The sequence below is a fragment of the Actinomadura sp. NAK00032 genome, assembly GCF_013364275.1.
Classification (GTDB): Bacteria; Actinomycetota; Actinomycetes; order Streptosporangiales; family Streptosporangiaceae; genus Spirillospora.
Genome location: NZ_CP054932.1, coordinates 2,859,978 through 2,878,081 on the forward strand (window position 1 = coordinate 2,859,978; position 18,104 = coordinate 2,878,081).

The window sequence follows — 18,104 nt, forward strand, 5'->3', positions numbered from 1 at the left end:
GCTCGACCTTCCGGTAGGGGGCCGGTAGGGGAGGTCAGTCCGGCACGGGCAGGTGGGCGTAGAGGTCCATCGCGTCCACGGACGACGGCAGATCGCTGACCTGGCCGTCGCCGACCTCAACGACGCGCCAGGCGCCGTCCGTCCGGCGGGCCACGTCGGTGGTGATGAACCGGCAGCCCAAGGCTCGGACGGCCGGAGCCACGGCGGCCAGGTCCGGATCGGGTTCCATGCCGGGGCTGTCAGGGTGCGGCCCCACCAGCGCGGGCTCGCCGTCCACCCACCACACGCGCGCCTCGCCGCCGCCGTCGTACTCCTCGAACTCGCGGACGACGAGGCCGCCCGCCAGATGGTCGTCCCGCAGGGCGACCATCTTGGAGGCGATGTCGTGCAGCCGGGGCAGGTTCTTCACGTCCGGGACGAAGCACGCCTCCTCCCACTCGTGCTTGCACGACTTCACGTAGTCCTTGACGATGCCGGGCCCGCTCCGCAGCGGCCGGACCAGCTCGGCCAGCTCGCTGGGATCGCCCGGATCCTGGCCGGTGCCCAGCGGGCGCCACACGCTGTGCGGGGTCAGCCCGGCGAACGTCTCGTGCCAGCCCGGCAGCTCGTGGGCGCGCCTATAGTCGTCCGGGTGCGTGAGCAACACCGTGCCGCGCTGCTTCAGGGCGGCGGCCATCGCGGCGTACTCGTCCGCCGACAGCATCCAGCCCCGGTACCAGACCGGGCCCAGACCGGCGGGCACGGCGCCGATCGCGTCCTCCACGTCCCCGCGCCGCAGCGCGTCGTGGTCGATCAGGGCCGTCTCGCCGTAGTGGTCCCGGACGGCCTCGGCCTCGCGGGAGAAGTGGGGGTCAACGCGCCGGGGGTGGAGCGGATCGACGCAGAAGAGGACGGTCAGCGTCATGATTGGAACCCTCCGTGGACGGCGCCAGCGTACGGGGTCCAGACCATGAAACGCACGGCGATTCCCATCCAAATCGCCATACCGGACGATGATCGAACGGATGTTCGGTAGGCTGGCCCCGGCACGCGGCGCCGTCCACAATCGCGCCGGGCGCTCGAAAGTGTCGGTGGCCCGCCGTAACGTCGCCCTCGACATCGCAAGCAGCGGCCGAGAGCCGACAGTCACGACGAGAAGGACATCTCAATGGCAGCGAACGACCGGGAGAAGGCTCTCGAGACCGCACTCGCCCAGATCGAGCGGCAGTTCGGCAAGGGGTCGGTCATGCGGATGGGCGAGGAGGCCCGGGCGCCCGTCGAGGTGATCCCGACCGGCGCGATCTCCCTCGACATCGCGCTCGGCATCGGCGGCCTGCCCCGCGGCCGCGTCGTCGAGGTGTACGGCCCCGAGGGCTCCGGCAAGACCTCCATCGCGCTGCACGCCGTGGCGAGCGTGCAGAAGCAGGGCGGCATCGCCGCGTTCGTCGACGCCGAGCACGCGCTCGACCCCGAGTACGCCGCCAAGCTCGGCGTCGACATCGACGCCCTGCTGGTCTCCCAGCCCGACACCGGCGAGCAGGCCCTGGAGATCACCGACATGCTGATCCGCTCCGGCGCGATCGACATCGTCGTCATCGACTCCGTCGCCGCGCTCGTCCCCCGCGCCGAGATCGAGGGCGAGATGGGCGACAGCCACGTCGGCCTCCAGGCCCGCCTCATGTCGCAGGCGCTGCGCAAGCTCACCGGCGCGATCAACCAGACCAAGACCACCGCCATCTTCATCAACCAGCTCCGCGAGAAGGTCGGCGTCATGTTCGGCTCGCCCGAGACGACGACCGGCGGCCGGGCGCTGAAGTTCTACGCCTCGGTCCGCCTCGACGTCCGCCGCATCGAGACCCTGAAGGACGGCACCGAGGCGGTCGGCAACCGCGTCCGCGTCAAGGTCGTCAAGAACAAGATGGCCCCGCCGTTCCGCGTCGCCGACTTCGACCTCCTCTACGGCTTCGGCATCAGCCGCGAGGGCGGCCTGATCGACCTCGGCGTGGAGCACGGCTTCGTCCGCAAGTCCGGCGCCTGGTACACCTACGACGGCGACCAGCTCGGCCAGGGCAAGGAGAACGCCCGCAACTTCCTCAAGGCCAACCCCGACCTGGCCGACGGCATCGAGAAGAAGATCAAGGAGAAGCTGGGCATCGGCCCGAAGGTCGACAAGGAGGCCGAGCCCGCGGCGGCCCCGGGCGCCCCCGCTCCCGCACCCGCGCCGGCCGTCAAGACCACGGCCGCGAAGAAGACCGCGAAGGCCGCCAAGACGGGTGATTCCTGACAAGGAATCCCCTGATATGGGTGACTCTTGACGAAGAGTAAGCGATGATCTCCTATGCAGGGCGGCGGCGCCTTACCGGGCCCCGCACGACCGGGGCCCGGACCTTCCCCGATGGCGCCGCCGCTCCCACGGCGGTCACCGAGCGCGGCCGGTGAGCGCGTCCCGGCGCGCCACCGGAGACGGCGATCCGGAGGCCAGGGCACGCGAGGTGTGCCTGCGCCTGCTCTCGGCGTCCCCGCGCACCCGCGCCCAACTCGCCGAGGCGCTCCGCCGCAAGGACGTCCCCGACGACGTCGCCGACCGGGTCCTCGCGCGCTTCACCGACGTCGGCCTGATCGACGACGAGGCGTTCGCGCAGGCCTGGGTCCAGTCCCGGCACACCGGCCGCGGCCTGGCCAAACGCGCCCTGGCCGCCGAACTCCGCCGGCGCGGCGTCGCCGCCGACACCGTCAACGAGGCCGTCGAGACCCTCGACCCGGCCCGGGAGGAGGAGACCGCCCGGGCCCTGGTCGACCGCAGGCTGCCCGGCACCCGCGGCGCCGACCCCGCCAAGCGCATGCGCCGCCTCGTCGGCATGCTCGCCCGCAAGGGCTACCCGCCCGGCCTCTGCTACCGGGTGGTCAAGGAGGCCCTGGCCGACGAGGGCGCCGACCTCGAGACCCTCCCCGACCCCACCCCCGACGACTGACCGCCCGCTCCGCCACGAGGGCGCCTGCCTGAACCTGTCCGGCTGCTCGACGCAGCCGCGGTCGGTGGGCATGACCGCGGTGTCGCGGCGGAGCGCGAGCCCGTGGCGGTGAACGGGCACGCGTTCGCCGGCGGCTCGATGAGGGACGGCTCGGCGGAGGCCGGTGGGGGGCGACACGCCGGGTCGGAGAGCGGGTGACTGGGGCGTGCCGCCGTCCTGACTCTGACCGGGTGCCTTCCGGGCAGGTGGGGAGGGGTGCGGGCGGTCAGGGGCGGCGGTAAGGAAGGACTCACGCTGACGTTCGGTTAGTCCGGAATGCCCCTCGTTTGCTTGCTCATTACCTCCATGCCGCTTACCGTTACGGCAGTGAGGAGTTACTCCGCGTCTCGCGGATTGCCATACGACCGAGCACGTTCCAGCAGCTGAGAGGCATACAGGACACGTTCGTCGACCGGATACGGCCGAGTCATCGAGGGCGCGCCGCGTGCGGCCCGATGACGTCGTGCGTCCGCGCGCGCGAGTAAATCCTCGCTAGGCAGGGTCCCGAAGTCCGGACGGGCCCGCGGCGAGGAAGGATCTGCCTCATGGAGAGCGTCCTGCTGGGTGCAGCGCTGCTGGTGACCCTGGTCGCTCTCGTCATCGCGATCCTGTGGCGTCCCGGCATGCCCGGCAGAGCCGCGGCGGAGATCGCCCGGGCGCAGAGCGAGGCCGACGAGATCCGGTCGAAGGCCGAGCGGGACGCGCAGGAGACGCAGCGGGACGCCCTGGAGCAGGCCGAGCGCGACACGCAGCGGATCACCGCCGAGGCCCGCGCGGAGGCCGAGCGGGAGGGCCGCGCCCTCAAGGACGACCTGCGGGCCGTCCGCGAGGACCTGGAGCGCCGGGAGGCCCGGCTCGCCGAGCGCGAGCAGCGGCTGGACGCCGAGATGCGCCGCCTGGAGGAGTGGCAGGGCCGGCTCACCGAGGCCCGCCAGGCGCTCGACGCCCGCAAGGAGGAACTGGCCGGCGTCGCCGAGGAGCGCCGCAAGGTGCTGGAGCAGGCCGCCGGGCTCACCACCGGGCAGGCCAAGGCCGAACTCGTCGCGGCGATCGAGAACCAGGCCAAGCGGGAGTCCATCCCCATCGTCCGCGAGATCGAGAACACCGCGCGGACCGAGGGCGAGAAGCGCGCCCGCAAGATCGTGACGCTGGCGATCCAGCGGGTCGCGAGCGAGCAGACGGCCGAGTCGGTCGTGTCGGTGCTGCACCTGCCGAGCGACGAGATGAAGGGCCGCATCATCGGCCGGGAGGGCCGCAACATCCGGGCGTTCGAGACGACGACCGGGGTCAACCTCATCATCGACGACACGCCGGAGGCGGTGCTGCTGAGCTGCTTCGACCCCGTGCGCCGCGAGGTCGGGCGGCTGACGCTGGAGAAGCTCGTGCTGGACGGGCGCATCCACCCGCAGCGCATCGAGGAGATCTACGAGCGCAGCAGGAGCGACGTGGAGCAGCTGTGCGTCCGGGCCGGCGAGGACGCCCTGGTCGAGGTCGGCATCGCCGACATGCACCCGGAGCTGATCGCGCTGCTCGGCCAGCTGCGGTACCGCACGTCCTACGGGCAGAACGTGCTGAAGCACCTGATCGAGTCCGCGCACATCGCCGGGGTCATGGCGAGCGAGCTGCGCCTCCCGGTGGAGATCGCCAAGCGGTGCACGCTGCTGCACGACATCGGCAAGGCGCTCACCCACGAGGTGGAGGGCAGCCACGCGCTGATCGGCGCCGAGATCGCGCGCCGGTACGGCGAGCACGAGGACGTCGTCCACGCGATCGAGGCCCACCACAACGAGGTCGAGGTCCGCACGGTGGAGGCCGTCCTGACCCAGGCCGCGGACGCGGTGAGCGGCAGCCGCCCGGGGGCGCGCCGCGAGTCGCTGGAGGCCTACGTCAAGCGGCTGGAGCGGCTGGAGCAGATCGCCCGCGAGAAGCACGAGGGCGTGGAGAAGGTCTTCGCGATGCAGGCCGGCCGCGAGATCCGCGTGATGGTCAAGCCGGACACCGTCGACGACATCCAGGCGCAGGTCATCGCCCGCGACATCGCCAAGCAGGTCGAGGACGAGCTGACCTACCCGGGCCAGATCCGCGTCACCGTGGTCCGCGAGTCCCGCGCCATCGAGTTCGCCCGCTGACCCGGCGTCGCCGACCCGCCGGGCAGGTCTTCCCCGGCCGGGCGCCATGGCGGGGCTCCCCGCCGGCGAGCGCCGTCATCGCCAGCGCCTTCCCGACCCGAGCGGTGACCGCGTCCAGCCGGAGAACAGCGAGCACGTGGTCCCGCCCGGGAGCCGGTCCTACGTCGTGGCGTGGCGGTCAGCCCGCGGTGAGGTTGATGGGCTCCACGCCGCGGGGCTCGAAGCCGAGGGTCTGCCCGTAGAAGGCGAGCTCGGCCTCCAGGCTGCGGATGACCGTGGCGGCCTTGCGGAAGCCGTGGGACTCGCCCTCGAACGTGAGGTAGGCGTGCGGCGTCTTCTTCTCGCGCAGCGCCAGCGCGAACCGCTCGGACTGGTCCGGCGGCACCACCGGGTCGTTGAGGCCCTGCAGGAGCAGGACGGGGCAGGCGGTCTTGTCGGCGTGCCCGAGCGGTGAGCGCTCCTCGTAGGCGCGCTCGAAGCCGGGCAGGGGGCCGATGAGGCCGAACAGGTAGTGCGACTCGAAGTCGTGGGTGGCCTCGGCGAAGCTCTGCAGGTCGCTGATGCCGAAGTAGGACGTCGCGGCCTTGAACACGTCGGTCTGCGTGATCGCCGCCAGCGTCGTCCAGCCGCCCGCGGAGCCGCCCCGGATGGCCAGACGTGCGGGGTCGGCTATTCCGCCGTCTACGAGCGCCTGGGCCGCGGCTACGGCGTCCTCTACGTCGACCACGCCCCACTGGCGGCGCAGCCGTTCGCGGTAGGCGCGGCCGTAGCCGCTGGATCCGCCGTAGTTGACGTCGATGACGCCGATGCCGCGGCTGGTGAAGTAGGCGCGCTCCAGGTCGAGCACCTTGGTGACCCGGCCGGTGGGCCCGCCGTGCACGAACACGACGTACGGCGGCAGCTCGCCCTCGGGCGCGGCGGCCTCCGGGTTGGTCGGCGGGAACACGTAGGCGTGGACGGGACGCCCGAACGGCCCCTCCAGGCGCTCGGCGCGCGGCTTCGACAGGTACGCGACGTCCGGCAGCTCGGCCAGCTCGCGGCGCAGCCCCTCCACGCGCCCGGTCGTGGTGTCGACGCGGACGACGGACGGCGGCAGGTCGGGGCCGCCGGCGATGCCGACGATCGTCGTCCCGTCCGCGGACAGCTCGGTCGCCCAGTGCTCGTAGGGGACCTCCAGATCGACGAGGTCGAGCGTCTCGGGGTCGTAGACGCCGAGGCGCATGTCGCCCTCGCCGTGCAGGACGGCGAGGCGCCCGTCGCCCAGCAGCGCGTACGGCATCCCGCCGAGCTGCCACAGCGGGGCGGCGAACTCCTCCTCGGCCGGGTAGAGGGCCTGCGGGGACTCGCCGTGCAGGCCGACCTGGTAGATGTTCCACCAGCCGGGCCAGTCGGAGATGACGTACAGGGACTCGTCGTCGCGCCACAGCGGCGCCAGGGCCGACTCCTTGAGGCCGCCCTTGACGGTGCGGGGCGCGACCGTACGACCGTCCTCCAGCGCAGCCACGCGCACCTCGGTGCCGTCCCAGGGCATGCGGGGGTGGTTCCACTGCACCCACGCGAGGTGCCCGCCGCCCGGCGACGGGACGGGGTTGGCGTAGAACTGCGCCCCGGTGACCAGCTCGCGGATGGCGCCCGCGTCGCCGGCGGCGCGGCCGTCCAGCGGCACGGCGACGATGGCCCGCCTGATGCCCGTGGTGGCGGGCTCCTCCGCCGGCGGCGCCTCGCCCTCCTCGCCTTCGGCGGCGGGGGCGGGTTCCGCCGCAGGCGCGGCTATGTGGCCCTCGCAGACGCACCAGATCTCCGTCCCGTCCGGGGACAGGACGAGGTCGGCGTAGCGCAGCCCCGCCGGGACGGCCGGCTCCGGCGTCAGCGGGTAGGGCTTGGGGTCGCCCTCGTCGAGCCGGTGGAGCCGCTGGTCGTCGTAGTTGGCGAAGACGATCGACCAGCCCTGCCCGGTGCGGATCGGCAGGTACGACCGTCCCCCGTACTCGTGGACGCGGGTACGGGCGTTCCACGGCGCCTGCAGCAGCTCCGTGCGGTGCCCGCCCTTGAGATGGATGACCGTGGCCCGTCCGTCCTCCTCGGGGCGGGTCTCCTGCCACCAGACGTCATCGCCCGCGACGGTGGGGAAACTGAGGCGCAGCCGGGCGCGGGCGACATCGGCCGCGGAGATGGGGGAGGGCCAGGAGCCGTAGGGGAGGGTCGCACGAGCGGTCATAACAGGAATCGTCCCGCATACGGGGATCGGTTGGGGCCATGACGCCCCGTTTGACTTCGGAAAGATACAAGGGCGCCACCAGCGGACTCACCGGTAACGTGCGCGGGAACGGCGGCGGGGGCGCCGCCGGAGACCGGCGGCGCCCCCGCGGCGGGCGACCGTGGAGATCAGGTCGACGGGACGGCCTGCTCGCCGACCCCGACCCCGGCGACGGGCGGCGCCCCGCCCGTGCCCATGGTCTTGGCCTCGGTCTTGCGGCTGCGGCGGCTGCGCGCCTCCAGCCACGTCGCCAGCCGGCTCACCGACATGTTGATCGCGATGTAGATGATCGCGACGATGATGCCGGCCTGCAGGACGTTGTTGCTGTAGTTGGCGGGGACCTGGCGGAAGCCCGCGGACAGCAGTTCGGGGTAGGCGATGATGAACCCGAGCGCGGTGTCCTTGAGCAGGACGACGATCTGGCTCACGATCGCGGGCATCATCACGGTGATGGCCTGCGGCAGCAGGATCAGCCGCATGACGCCGTTCTTGCGCAGCCCGATCGAGTAGGCGGCCTCGGCCTGGCCCTTCGGGATCGACAGGACGCCCGCCCGGACGACCTCGGCGAGCACCGAGCCGTTGTACATCGTGAGGCCGAACACGACCGCGGCGAACGCCGGGACCGTGACCACGCCGGCGTTGCTCTCCACCCCGAAGATCGAGAAGAAGTAGTCCACCGAGACGCGCTGCAGCTGCCCGAACTGGGACTCGGCGATCTCCGGGCTGATCTTGTTCGGGACGAAGAACGCCAGGAAGATCAGGATCAGCAGCGGGATGCCGCGGAAGAACTCCACCACCACGCCCGCGGGAACGCGGATCCACCAGTGGTCGGAGAGCCGCGCCAGGCCGAACACGATGCCGAACAGCAGCGCCAGCACGGTCGCGACGGCGGCCGCCTTCAGCGTGTTCAGCAGCCCGGGGAAGATCAGGTGCCGCCAGACCGTCCACTCGGTGAACGGCGTCCAGTACTTCCCGGCGAACTGGTCCTTGGCGGCCAGCCGCCAGATCAGCGCGGCGAGGACGGCGGCGAGCGCCACCGTGACGGCGACGCCGAGTGCCCTGTTCCGCGCGCGCGCCCGCGGCCCCGGAATATCGAACAGTACGGTCGCTTCCTTGCTCATCGGGCCACCGCCATCCGCTTGGCCAGCCAGCCGAAGAAGTATCCGGTGGGCAAGGTGAGGATCAGGAAGCCGACGGCCACGCCGAGGAACAGCGGGATGACGCCGTTCGCGAACGTGGGCTTGTCGACGATCGTCTTGGTGACCAGCGCGACCTCGGCGTAGCTCGCCGCCGCGGCGACCGTGGTGTTCTTGATCATCGCGATGAAGACGCTGCCCAGCGGCGCGATGATCGCGCGGAACGCCTGCGGCAGGATGATCACGCGCAGCGACTGGGTGAAGGTCAGGCCGATCGACCGCGCCGCCTCCGCCTGGCCCAGCGGGACCGTGTTGATCCCCGACCGGAGCGTCTCGCAGACGAACGCGCCGGTGTAGGCGGACAGGCCGAGGACGGCCCACCAGTAGTAGGTCACCGACGAGGTCGAGGAGAACTTCAGCGCGAGGATGTCGTTGAGGCCGAGGCTGCACATCAGCAGCACCAGCGTCAGCGGCGTGTTGCGGACGATGCTGACATAGCCCGTGCCGAAGGCGCGCAGCACCGGGACGGGGGCGACGCGGAAGCTCGCCAGGACCGTGCCGATGATGAGGGAGAGCACCGCCGCGGCGGCCGCCAGGCGGATCGTCGCCCAGAATCCCTGGAGGATCTCGTCGAAGCTGTCGAAGAACGGGCTGAAGTCAAACATTGCTCAGCTGTTTCATGGCGTTCCAGCGGTGTCGGGCCAGCGGTGTCGAGCCCGGCCGGCGGGTGTCAGGCCGGACCGGCGCGTCCCCGGGAGCCGCTCCGCGGGGACGCGCCGGCGCGGCGGGCGTCAGGCGCGGCCCCCGGTCAGGAGCAGCCCTCCATCTGCGGGGCGGTCGTGACGAGCTTCAGCCCGGTGCCGGCGAAGTGCTTCTCCAGCAGGGTCTTGGCGGTGCCGTCGGAGTACATCTCCGTGATGGCCTTGTTGACGGCCTCGCAGGTCTCGGTGTCGCCCTTCTTGATGCCGACGCCGTACTTCTCGTCGGTGAAGGGGTCGTTGATGACCTTGAAGGAGCCCTTCTGCTGGTTGGCGAACCCGGCCAGGATCAGGTCGTCGGTGCTCACCGCGTCCAGCGCGCCGGACTTCAGCTTGCTCACGCACTCGGAGTAGCTGCTGGCGTCGACCAGCGTGACGCCCTTGATGTTGAGCTTGCCGTCCGGCGGGCCCTCGGTGATGCGGCGGAACGAGTTCGACCCGGCCGCCTTGCAGAGCTTCTTGCCCTTGAGGTCGGCGGCCTTCTTGATGTCGGTGTTGTCGGCCTTGACCATCGTGTCCTGGTGCGCGACGTAGTAGGGACCGCCGAAGGTCACCTGCTGCTTGCGCGCCTCGGTGATGGAGTAGGTGGCGAAGATCAGGTCGACCTGCCCGCCGCCGATGAACGACTCGCGGTTCGCGGAGGTCGTCTCCTTGAACGTGATGCCGCTCTCGGGCACGCCCAGCTTCTGCGCGACGTACTTGGCGACGTCCACGTCGAAGCCGTCGTAGGTGCCGTCGGGCTTCTTCAGCCCGAGCGCCGGCTGGTCGAACTTGATGCCGATGGTCAGCTTCTTGTCGTCCTTGGCCTTCTGGACGACCGTCTTGGCCTCGGTCTTCTCGGTGTCGCTGCCACACGCGCTGAGCGCCAGGGACAGCGCCATCCCCGCCCCGATGAGGGCGCCGAAACGACGTACTCGCATTGCTCGTCCTACCTCTGCTCTCTGCCGGAGCCCCGCGGCTCAGTGCGTGAGGATCTTGGAAAGGAAGTCCTTCGCGCGGTCGGTGCGCGCATTGGTGAAGAACTCGTCGGGGGTGTTCTCCTCGACGATCTGGCCGTCCGCCATGAACACGACCTTCTGGGCGGCGCGGCGCGCGAACCCCATCTCGTGCGTGACGACGATCATCGTCATGCCCTCGCGGGCGAGCCCCGTCATGACGTCCAGGACCTCGTTGACCATCTCCGGGTCCAGCGCCGAGGTCGGCTCGTCGAAGAGCATCACCTTGGGCCTCATCGCCAGGGAGCGCGCGATCGCGGCCCGCTGCTGCTGCCCGCCGGACAGCTGCGCCGGGTACTTGCCCGCCTGGTTGGCGATGCCGACCCGGTCGAGCAGCTCCATCGCGTGCTTCTGGGCCTCCTGCTTGCCCTGCCCGCGGACCTTCACCGGCCCGAGCGTGACGTTCTCGAGGATCGTCTTGTGGGCGAACAGGTTGAACGACTGGAACACCATGCCCACGTCGGCGCGGAGCTTCGCCAGCTCCTTGCCCTCCTTGGGCAGCTCCTTGCCGTCCACGAGGATCTTCCCGCCGTCGATGGGCTCCAGCCGGTTGATCGACCGGCAGAGGGTCGACTTGCCGCCCCCGGACGGGCCGATGACGACGACGACCTCGCCGGAGTTCACCGTGAGGTTGATGTCCTTGAGGACGTGCAGCTCGCCGAAGTGCTTGTCGACGTTCTCGACCACGACGAGGGGCCGGTCGCCCGCCGCGGGGGCCGGCGCCGGAACGGAGTCCTCGGGCTCGTCCTTGGTGAGGTCGAGCTCGTCTTCGCTGTCCGTCATGCGGACGGACTTTACGTCATGGCCGGCCGCCTGAAAGTTGCCGCGCGGTACCGATACGATCACGAATCCCCATGTCGGACGGGGTCCATCGTGGCGGAGAGTGATCATCGGGGCTGGTCGGAGCGGTGTGTCCGGAGGTGCGCTCCGGCCCCGGGAAGTGCGCCGCTCCGCCCGGGCGCCGCGGTTGGACGTTCCATCGCGGCGGGACGGGCCCGTACCCTTGGTTACCGTCATGAGTGCGCCAATGGAGACGGCCGCCCGCACGTACGAGATCCGTACCTACGGGTGCCAGATGAACGTCCACGACTCCGAGCGGCTGTCCGGGCTGCTGGAGGCGGCCGGGTACGTCCGCGCCGGGGACGCCGAGCCCGATGTGGTGGTGTTCAACACCTGCGCGGTGCGGGAGAACGCCGACAACCGGCTCTACGGCAACCTCGGCCACCTGCGGCCGGTCAAGGACGGCCATCCGGGCATGCAGATCGCCGTCGGCGGCTGCCTCGCGCAGAAGGACCGCGACACCATCGTCAAGCGCGCCCCCTGGGTGGACGTGGTGTTCGGCACCCACAACATCGGGTCGCTGCCCGCGCTGCTGGAGCGTGCCCGCGTGCGGGACGAGGCACAGGTCGAGATCGAAGAGTCGCTGGTGACCTTCCCCTCGACGCTGCCGACGCGCCGGGAGTCGCCGTACGCGGCGTGGGTGTCGATCTCCGTCGGCTGCAACAACACGTGCACGTTCTGCATCGTCCCGTCCCTGCGCGGCAAGGAGAAGGACCGCCGCCCCGGTGAGATCCTCGCCGAGGTCGAGGCGCTCGTCGGCGAGGGCGCGCTGGAGGTCACCCTCCTGGGGCAGAACGTCAACGCCTACGGCTCGGGCTTCGGGGCCCTGTCGGCGGCGCCGGACGAGGTGCGCGCCATGACGGAGGGCGGCCAGTCCGCCTTCGCGGGCCTGCTGCGCGCCTGCGGCGGCGTCGAGGGCCTGGAGCGGGTCCGGTTCACCTCGCCGCACCCCAAGGACTTCACCGACGACGTCATCGCGGCGATGGCCGAGACGCCGAACGTGATGCCGTCGCTGCACATGCCGCTGCAGTCCGGGTCGGACGCGGTGCTGCGCGCGATGCGGCGCTCGTACCGGCAGGAGCGCTACCTCGGCATCATCGGCAAGGTGCGGGAGGCGATCCCGGACGCGGCGATCACCACCGACATCATCGTGGGCTTCCCCGGCGAGACCGAGGCCGACTTCGAGGAGACCCTGCACGTGGTGCGGGAGGCCCGGTTCTCCTCGGCGTTCACCTTCCAGTACTCCAAGCGGCCGGGCACCCCGGCGGCGACCATGGACGGCCAGCTGCCGAAGGAGGTCGTCCAGGAGCGGTACGAGCGGCTCATCGCCCTCCAGGAGGAGATCTCCTGGGCGGAGAACAAGAAGCAGCTCGGCCGCACGCTGGAGGTCCTGGTCGCGGAGGGCGAGGGGCGCAAGGACGAGGCGACCCGCCGGCTGTCCGGCCGCGCGCGCGACAACCGCCTCGTGCACTTCGGCGCCCCGGAGCAGCCCGTCCGGCCCGGCGACATGGTCACCGTCGAGGTGACCTACGCGGCGCCGCACCACCTGGTCGCCGACAAGCCCGTGCTGGACGTCCGCCGCACGCGGGCGGGCGACGCGTGGGAGGCTCGCCAGGGGGACGGCGGCGGTCCGAAGGGCGTCGCGCTGGGCATGCCTTCGATCGGACGGCCCGCTGCGGCCCCGGCCGCGCCGTCCGGCCACGGCTGCTCCTGAGCGCGTCCTGAGCGCGGCTCTCGCGGCCGTTCGCGGTCTATCCGTCCCAAGGTGCGGTCTTACCCCGTCCAAGGAGGCAGTGTGCTCGTAGCGGCGGCGGTGTGCCCGCACCCGCCGGTTCTGGTCCCGGAGATGGCGGGGGAGGCGGCACCGGAGCTCGACGCGCTGCGCGCCGCCTGCGACAGGGCCGTCGGGTTCCTCGCCGGTGCCGACATGCTGGCCGTCGTCGGGGGCGGGGCGGAGACGCGGCCATACGGTGCGGACGCCTACGCGTCCCTCAAGCCGTACGGCCTCGACTGGACGAGCCCACACGAACCTGTGGACGGGGCGGAGGCGCTCCCGCTGTCCCTGACGATCGGCCGGTGGCTGCTGGAGCGGCAGGGGCTCGCCGAGCGGGCGCGCTACCAGGCCGTGGCCTTCGACGCCGAGCCGGAGGATTGCCTGTCCCTCGGCAGGGAGCTGGCCGGGGCGGCCGACCGTGTAGCCCTCCTGGTGATGGGGGACGGGTCGGCGTGCCGCTCAGAGAAGGCGCCCGGATACCTCGATGAGCGCGCGCGCCCTCACGACGAGGGCGTGGCGCGCGCTCTCGGCACGGCCGACGCCGCCGCCCTGGCCGCACTGGACCCCGGGCTCTCCCGGGACGTCCAGGCGGCAGGGCGTGCGGCGTGGCAAGTGCTCGCGGGCGCTGCGGTCGACGCCGCCGGTCTCGGCGGTGAACTGCTCGCCGACGAGGCGCCCTACGGTGTCGGCTACTTCGCGGCGGTCTGGGCGGGGCCGGACCGCCGGGCCGCCTAGGAGGGGCCCTGGCCCTGGCCGGGCTGGCCGCCCTGCCCCATCTGGCCGCCCTGGCCGCCCTGGCCGCCCTGGCCGCTCTGGCCGGTGCCGCCCCGACCGCCTTCGCCCCGGTCGATGTAGTCGCCGGCCTTCTCCTGGACCTTGTCGACCTTGTCGGCGTACTTGCCGCCGGTGCGCTCGTCGATCATGTCCCCGGCGCGCTCGACGCCCTGCCTGGCCTTGTCGGAGTGCTGCCCGAGCATCTGCTTGACCTTGTCGACGATGGACATTCCCGATCCCCCCGGATCCCTCGTCTCGATCGGTGCGGCGCGGTTGGCACGCGACACCCGTACACCCCGCCCATACCCGTTCTGTTGCCACAATCAATCCCGTGACCTCACCGAATGCTCCCTATGTGATCGCGGTCGTCGGGGCGACGGCCGCGGGGAAGTCCGATCTCGCCGTGGAACTGGCGCTGCGGCTGGACGGCGAGGCGGTCAACGCCGACTCGATGCAGCTCTACCGCGGCATGGACATCGGCACGGCGAAGCTGTCCGCGGCCGAGATGCGCGGGGTCCCGCACCATCTGCTGGACGTCTGGGACGTGACGAGGACCGCCAGCGTCGCCGAGTACCAGGCGCTGAGCGCGGACGCGATCGCGGACGTCCGGGGCCGGGGGCGGCTGCCGGTCCTGGTCGGCGGGTCCGGGCTGTACGTGCGCGCGGCGCTCGACGAGATGGAGTTCCCCGGGACGGACCCGGCCGTCCGGGCGCGCCTGGAGGAGGAGCTGGCGCGGGTCGGCCCCGGTGCGCTGCACGAACGGCTGCGCCGGCTCGACCCGGCCGCCGGGGACGCCATCCTGCCGAGCAACGGGCGCCGGATCGTCCGCGCCCTGGAGGTCATCGAGATCACCGGCCGCCCGTTCACCGCGACGCTGCCCGAGCACCGGTACCGGTACGGCTCGGCGCTGCAGATCGGCGTGAGCGTCCCGCGCGACGCCCTGGACGAGCGCATCGCCCTGCGGGTGGAGCGGATGTGGGACGCGGGCCTGGTCGACGAGGTGCGGGCCCTGGAGAAGCGGGGCCTGCGGGACGGCCTGACCGCCGGGCGGGCGCTCGGCTACGCGCAGGTGCTGCGGTTCCTGGCGGGGGAGTGGTCCGAGGAGCAGGCCAAGGAGGACACGGTCCGGACGACGCGGCGCTTCGCCCGCCGGCAGGAGTCCTGGTTCCGCCGCGACCCGCGCGTCCGGTGGCTCCCTTATGACGCCCCCGACCTGGCCGAGCGCGCACTCGCCCTGGTCACGGAGGCCGCGGCGGCGGACGAGCCAGGGCGGGGCACCTGAGCGAGGCAATACGATCGAGGGATGCGGTTTGTCAAAGGCCACGGCACTGAGAACGACTTCGTGATCCTGCCCGACCCGGACGGCGTCCTCGACCTCACCCCGGAGGCCGTCGCGCGGCTGTGCGACCGGCGCGCCGGTATCGGCGCCGACGGGGTGCTGCGCGTCGTCCGGACGAAGGCGGCGGACATCGACGCGGACGTGGACGCGGACGCCGAGTGGTTCATGGACTACCGCAACGCCGATGGCGGCATCGCCGAGATGTGCGGCAACGGGATGCGGGTCTTCGCCCGCTACCTCGTCGACTCCGGCCTGGCCGCGCCCGGCGAGTGGGACGTGGCGACCCGTGGGGGCCTGCGCCGGGTGGCGCTCGGCGCGTCCGGCGACGTGAGCGTGGACATGGGCGCGCCCGAACTCCTCGGCTACGGCGAGGCGTCCCTGGCGGGCGTGGCGTTCCAGGGCCGGCGGGTCTCGGTGGGCAACCCGCACCTGGCGTGCCGCGTGGACGGGCCGGTCGCCGCGCTGGACCTGTCGCGCGCCCCCGGCTTCGACCCGGCCGTGTTCCCCGACGGGGTGAACGTCGAGTTCTTCCGGTCCGTCGGGGAGCGGCACGTGGAGATGCGGGTGTTCGAGCGCGGCTCCGGCGAGACGCGCTCCTGCGGCACCGGGACGGTCGCGGTGGCCGCCGCCGCGGCCCAGGGTACGCCGGGCACGTCCGAATGGACCGTGGACGTTCCGGGCGGCCGGGTCACCGTCACCCTCGACGGGCGGACCAGTCATCTGCGCGGCCCGGCGGTGCTCGTCGCCGAGGGCGAGACCCGTCCGGGGTGGATCTAGCGGAACCCCTGGCTCACCAGGGGCGGCGGCGGTTCCGGACTCGTCCCGGCATGAACGGGACAGGTGTCCCTCTCCAACGGGACCCTCGGCCGCATAACTTCTCTCTTGCACACCCTCTGGTGAATGGCCCGTACGGACCGGGATGGGAGCCCCGGGGCCGTACGGAGCCTGAGGGCCGGTGGCGACCTTCTTGGCGGGGGGCGGTCACCGGCCCTCCCACCAGGGTGAGGCCGGAGAACCCCGGGTGAGCGCGCCCCGGGAGAGCGGCGGGCGTCAGGGGTGGGCGCCGTTGACCGGCAGCCGGGCGCGGACGAGGGTCCCGCCGTTGGGGCCGGGGCCGACCGTGCAGGATCCGCCCAGCTCCGTCGCGCGTTCCCGCATCGACGACATGCCGACCCCGGAACGCAGCCGGTCGGGCAGCCCCACGCCGTCATCGCCGATCGTGACGTGCAGATCACCGTTCAGGCACAGCGTGACCTCGGCGCAGCCGGCGTTGGCGTGCCGGTGCACGTTCGTCAGCGCCTCCTGGACGATCCGGTACGCGGCGACCTCCGCGGCGGCGGGCAGGCCGTTCAGGTCGCCCTCAACACGCACGTCGACCGTCGGGCCGTCCCCGGTGGCGACGACGCCGCCGAGCGCCTGGATCGCGCCCTCCAGCCCGAGGTCGTCCAGCGCGGGCGGGCGCAGCCCGTACACCAGGTCGCGGATGTCGCCGATGGTGCGCCCCATGGTGGCGCGCAGCTCCTCCAGGAGCGTGTCCACCGCCTCCGGGTCGGTCCTCAGCGTGATGCGGGCCGCGTCCACCGTCATGGCGAGGCTGGCGAGCGTCGGGCCGAGGCCGTCGTGCAGGTCGCGGCGGAGCCGCCGCCGCTCCTCCTCCCGGGTGCGCAGGATGTGCTCGCGGGAGCGCTGGACGTCCGCGGCGAGCCGGGCCGCGTTGGCCAGCTCGGCGAGGTTGCGGGCGAGGATGCCCGACAGCCGCGCGTCCGGGGTGCGGGTGACGCCGAACAGCAGCCGGCCCACCGGCTCCCCGTGCCACACCAGCGGGACGAGCTGCGGCCGCGGGCCGAGCACGCCGTCCTCGGCGGAGATCGTCCGGCCGTCGCGGTCCAGCACCTCGATCACCACGCCGGTCGCGTGCAGCGCGGAGCGGGCCACCTCGGCGGCCGCGGCGAGCGCGGCCCCGGGGTCGGCGGCGGTCTGCAGCCGCCGGTTGAGGGTGTCGGCGATCCGGTACGGGTCGCGCTCGCCGTGGATGACGCCGTCCACCATCCGCTGGAGGCGCCGCCGGACGGGCTCGAACACCGCGCCCGCGACGATCGCCCCGGCCAGGCCGGCGAGGGTGCCCCGGCCGTGCGCGAGCAGGCTCGCCGCGCCGACCAGCGCGAAGTACACGCCGGTGATGACGACCACCAGCCCGGCGTACACCAGCGTCCTGCTGACCACGAGGTCGATGTCGTACAGCCGGAAGCGGGTGATGGCGATCGCGATGCAGATCGGCACGGCGACGATGGTGATATTGCGCAAGGGATCCCCGATGGGACTGTTCTCGCCGATGTAGATGACCCCCTCGGCGAGGATGCCGGGGTAGACGACCCAGGCGATCTGGCGCCGGACATCAGGCGGCGACCGGACGAACCGGACGAGCACGGAGAAGAGGCCCGCGGCCAGGGTGCCGAGGATGACGACGCTGATCGGCAGCGGGATCTCATCGAACGGGTACACCGACACCCCGTTGTGCCACCGCCGCACACTGGGATCGATCGTCAGATGCACGCACACGATGACCGGCACGAGGCAGGCCAGCACTAGCACCGGCCGGAACCAGCGCGACACGAGCCGCCCGTCCGGGAAGAACAGCGGCAGGACCAGCGTCAGCGCGTAGGTGTCGACGGCCCACAGCCAGGTGCCGGCCCAGTCGATGAACCCGGCCGCGGCCCAGCCGTGCCGGTCCGCCCACGGTGTGAGGTTCAGCGTCAGGACGTACAGGGCCGCGCTGAAACCGGCGCCGACCATGAGCCAGGCGACCGTCAGCCCCGGCCGGTGCCGCAGCAGCACGGCGCCGACGGGCGTCCAGGCCAGCGCGACGAGGATCTCCGGATGCCACCAGACCATCCGCTCGGCCGACGGCAGCCAGCCGCCGAGGGTCAGCGACGCGGCGACGGACGCGACCGCGGCCAGCGCGAGCAGGACGCCGAGGCGCCCCGCCGCGCGGCCGTGTGCTGCCGTCTCCATCATGCGCTCCCCGCCCGAAAGTAATGGAATGTTAAAGCGTCCAGGTAGCGGAGACCCAGGCCAAGAGCCGCATCCGGCCGAATGATCTACCTACGGGAGC

15 protein-coding genes are annotated in these 18,104 nt (G+C 72.0%); 7 read left to right on the plus strand and 8 right to left on the minus strand.

Going from position 1 to position 18,104, the window contains the following annotated elements:
* Positions 1 to 34: 34 nt before the first annotated feature.
* Positions 35 to 904: an ATP-grasp domain-containing protein gene (locus tag HUT06_RS13410; protein WP_176196019.1), complete on the minus strand. Its 870-nt coding sequence runs from the start codon at positions 902 to 904 to the stop codon at positions 35 to 37.
* 243 nt (positions 905 to 1,147) lie between these two features.
* On the opposite strand from HUT06_RS13410, the gene recA reads away from it, so the two are divergent.
* The 3 genes from recA to rny all read left to right on the plus strand — a co-directional run bounded on the left by recA (position 1,148) and on the right by rny (position 5,119).
* Complete coding sequence (gene recA / locus HUT06_RS13415; RefSeq protein ID WP_176196020.1) at positions 1,148 to 2,263, plus strand: recombinase RecA; 1,116 nt, start codon at positions 1,148 to 1,150, stop codon at positions 2,261 to 2,263.
* 151 nt (positions 2,264 to 2,414) lie between these two features.
* A complete protein-coding gene (locus HUT06_RS13420) occupies positions 2,415 to 2,951 on the plus strand; it encodes a regulatory protein RecX (protein WP_254715158.1) in 537 nt (178 codons plus the stop codon).
* A gap of 584 nt (positions 2,952 to 3,535) precedes the next feature.
* Positions 3,536 to 5,119 carry a ribonuclease Y gene (gene rny, locus HUT06_RS13425; RefSeq protein WP_176196021.1) on the plus strand — a complete coding sequence of 528 codons (1,584 nt, stop codon included), beginning with the start codon at positions 3,536 to 3,538 and terminating at the stop codon, positions 5,117 to 5,119.
* 178 nt (positions 5,120 to 5,297) lie between these two features.
* Here the strand turns inward: rny and HUT06_RS13430 are convergent, their stop codons facing one another.
* The 5 genes from HUT06_RS13430 to HUT06_RS13450 form a co-directional block, all read right to left on the minus strand.
* Positions 5,298 to 7,337 (minus strand): prolyl oligopeptidase family serine peptidase, encoded by a 2,040-nt coding sequence (locus HUT06_RS13430; protein ID WP_176196022.1) that lies wholly within the window; start codon positions 7,335 to 7,337, stop codon positions 5,298 to 5,300.
* Between the two features lie 167 nt (positions 7,338 to 7,504).
* A complete protein-coding gene (locus tag HUT06_RS13435; RefSeq protein WP_176196023.1) occupies positions 7,505 to 8,497 on the minus strand; it encodes an amino acid ABC transporter permease in 993 nt (330 codons plus the stop codon).
* Positions 8,494 to 9,177, minus strand: coding sequence for an amino acid ABC transporter permease (locus HUT06_RS13440; RefSeq protein ID WP_176196024.1), 684 nt, complete (start codon positions 9,175 to 9,177; stop codon positions 8,494 to 8,496). The genes HUT06_RS13435 and HUT06_RS13440 overlap by 4 nt, the downstream gene beginning before the upstream one ends.
* Positions 9,178 to 9,320: 143 nt before the next feature.
* Entirely contained in the window at positions 9,321 to 10,190 is an 870-nt protein-coding gene (locus HUT06_RS13445) for a glutamate ABC transporter substrate-binding protein (protein ID WP_176196025.1), read from the minus strand.
* Between the two features lie 39 nt (positions 10,191 to 10,229).
* Positions 10,230 to 10,952 carry an amino acid ABC transporter ATP-binding protein gene (locus tag HUT06_RS13450; protein ID WP_254715750.1) on the minus strand — a complete coding sequence of 241 codons (723 nt, stop codon included), beginning with the start codon at positions 10,950 to 10,952 and terminating at the stop codon, positions 10,230 to 10,232.
* 328 nt (positions 10,953 to 11,280) lie between these two features.
* Between HUT06_RS13450 and miaB the strand changes: the two genes are divergently transcribed.
* On the plus strand, positions 11,281 to 12,819 hold the full coding sequence (gene miaB, locus HUT06_RS13455; protein WP_176196027.1) for a tRNA (N6-isopentenyl adenosine(37)-C2)-methylthiotransferase MiaB: 1,539 nt from the start codon (positions 11,281 to 11,283) through the stop codon (positions 12,817 to 12,819).
* A gap of 81 nt (positions 12,820 to 12,900) precedes the next feature.
* Positions 12,901 to 13,614, plus strand: coding sequence for a hypothetical protein (locus tag HUT06_RS13460; RefSeq protein WP_176196028.1), 714 nt, complete (start codon positions 12,901 to 12,903; stop codon positions 13,612 to 13,614).
* Here the strand turns inward: HUT06_RS13460 and HUT06_RS13465 are convergent.
* Positions 13,611 to 13,883, minus strand: a complete 273-nt coding sequence (locus HUT06_RS13465) for an antitoxin (RefSeq protein ID WP_176196029.1) — start codon at positions 13,881 to 13,883, stop codon at positions 13,611 to 13,613. The genes HUT06_RS13460 and HUT06_RS13465 overlap by 4 nt on opposite strands.
* 125 nt (positions 13,884 to 14,008) lie before the next feature.
* Between HUT06_RS13465 and miaA the strand changes: the two genes are divergently transcribed.
* Positions 14,009 to 14,935, plus strand: a complete 927-nt coding sequence (gene miaA / locus HUT06_RS13470) for a tRNA (adenosine(37)-N6)-dimethylallyltransferase MiaA (RefSeq protein ID WP_176201346.1) — start codon at positions 14,009 to 14,011, stop codon at positions 14,933 to 14,935.
* A gap of 21 nt (positions 14,936 to 14,956) precedes the next feature.
* Positions 14,957 to 15,769 carry a diaminopimelate epimerase gene (dapF, locus tag HUT06_RS13475; RefSeq protein WP_176196030.1) on the plus strand — a complete coding sequence of 271 codons (813 nt, stop codon included), beginning with the start codon at positions 14,957 to 14,959 and terminating at the stop codon, positions 15,767 to 15,769.
* A 273-nt stretch (positions 15,770 to 16,042) separates the two neighbouring features.
* Here the strand turns inward: dapF and HUT06_RS13480 are convergent, their stop codons facing one another.
* The gene (locus tag HUT06_RS13480) at positions 16,043 to 18,007 is read right to left on the minus strand and encodes a sensor histidine kinase (RefSeq protein ID WP_254715159.1); all 1,965 of its coding nucleotides are present in this window, start codon (positions 18,005 to 18,007) and stop codon (positions 16,043 to 16,045) included.
* Positions 18,008 to 18,104 lie beyond the last annotated feature (97 nt).

Bases quoted from the DNA above. Each gene is read 5' to 3' on its own strand.
- HUT06_RS13465 (WP_176196029.1), bottom strand. From the start codon at position 13,883: ATGTCCATCGTCGACAAGGTCAAGCAGATGCTCGGGCAGCACTCCGAC.
- HUT06_RS13435 (WP_176196023.1), bottom strand. From the start codon at position 8,497: ATGAGCAAGGAAGCGACCGTACTGTTCGATATTCCGGGGCCGCGGGCG.
- HUT06_RS13445 (WP_176196025.1), bottom strand. From the start codon at position 10,190: ATGCGAGTACGTCGTTTCGGCGCCCTCATCGGGGCGGGGATGGCGCTG.
- HUT06_RS13410 (WP_176196019.1), bottom strand. From the start codon at position 904: ATGACGCTGACCGTCCTCTTCTGCGTCGATCCGCTCCACCCCCGGCGC.
- HUT06_RS13480 (WP_254715159.1), bottom strand. From the start codon at position 18,007: ATGATGGAGACGGCAGCACACGGCCGCGCGGCGGGGCGCCTCGGCGTC.
- miaB (WP_176196027.1), top strand. From the start codon at position 11,281: ATGAGTGCGCCAATGGAGACGGCCGCCCGCACGTACGAGATCCGTACC.
- recA (WP_176196020.1), top strand. From the start codon at position 1,148: ATGGCAGCGAACGACCGGGAGAAGGCTCTCGAGACCGCACTCGCCCAG.
- HUT06_RS13430 (WP_176196022.1), bottom strand. From the start codon at position 7,337: ATGACCGCTCGTGCGACCCTCCCCTACGGCTCCTGGCCCTCCCCCATC.
- HUT06_RS13440 (WP_176196024.1), bottom strand. From the start codon at position 9,177: ATGTTTGACTTCAGCCCGTTCTTCGACAGCTTCGACGAGATCCTCCAG.
- dapF (WP_176196030.1), top strand. From the start codon at position 14,957: ATGCGGTTTGTCAAAGGCCACGGCACTGAGAACGACTTCGTGATCCTG.
- rny (WP_176196021.1), top strand. From the start codon at position 3,536: ATGGAGAGCGTCCTGCTGGGTGCAGCGCTGCTGGTGACCCTGGTCGCT.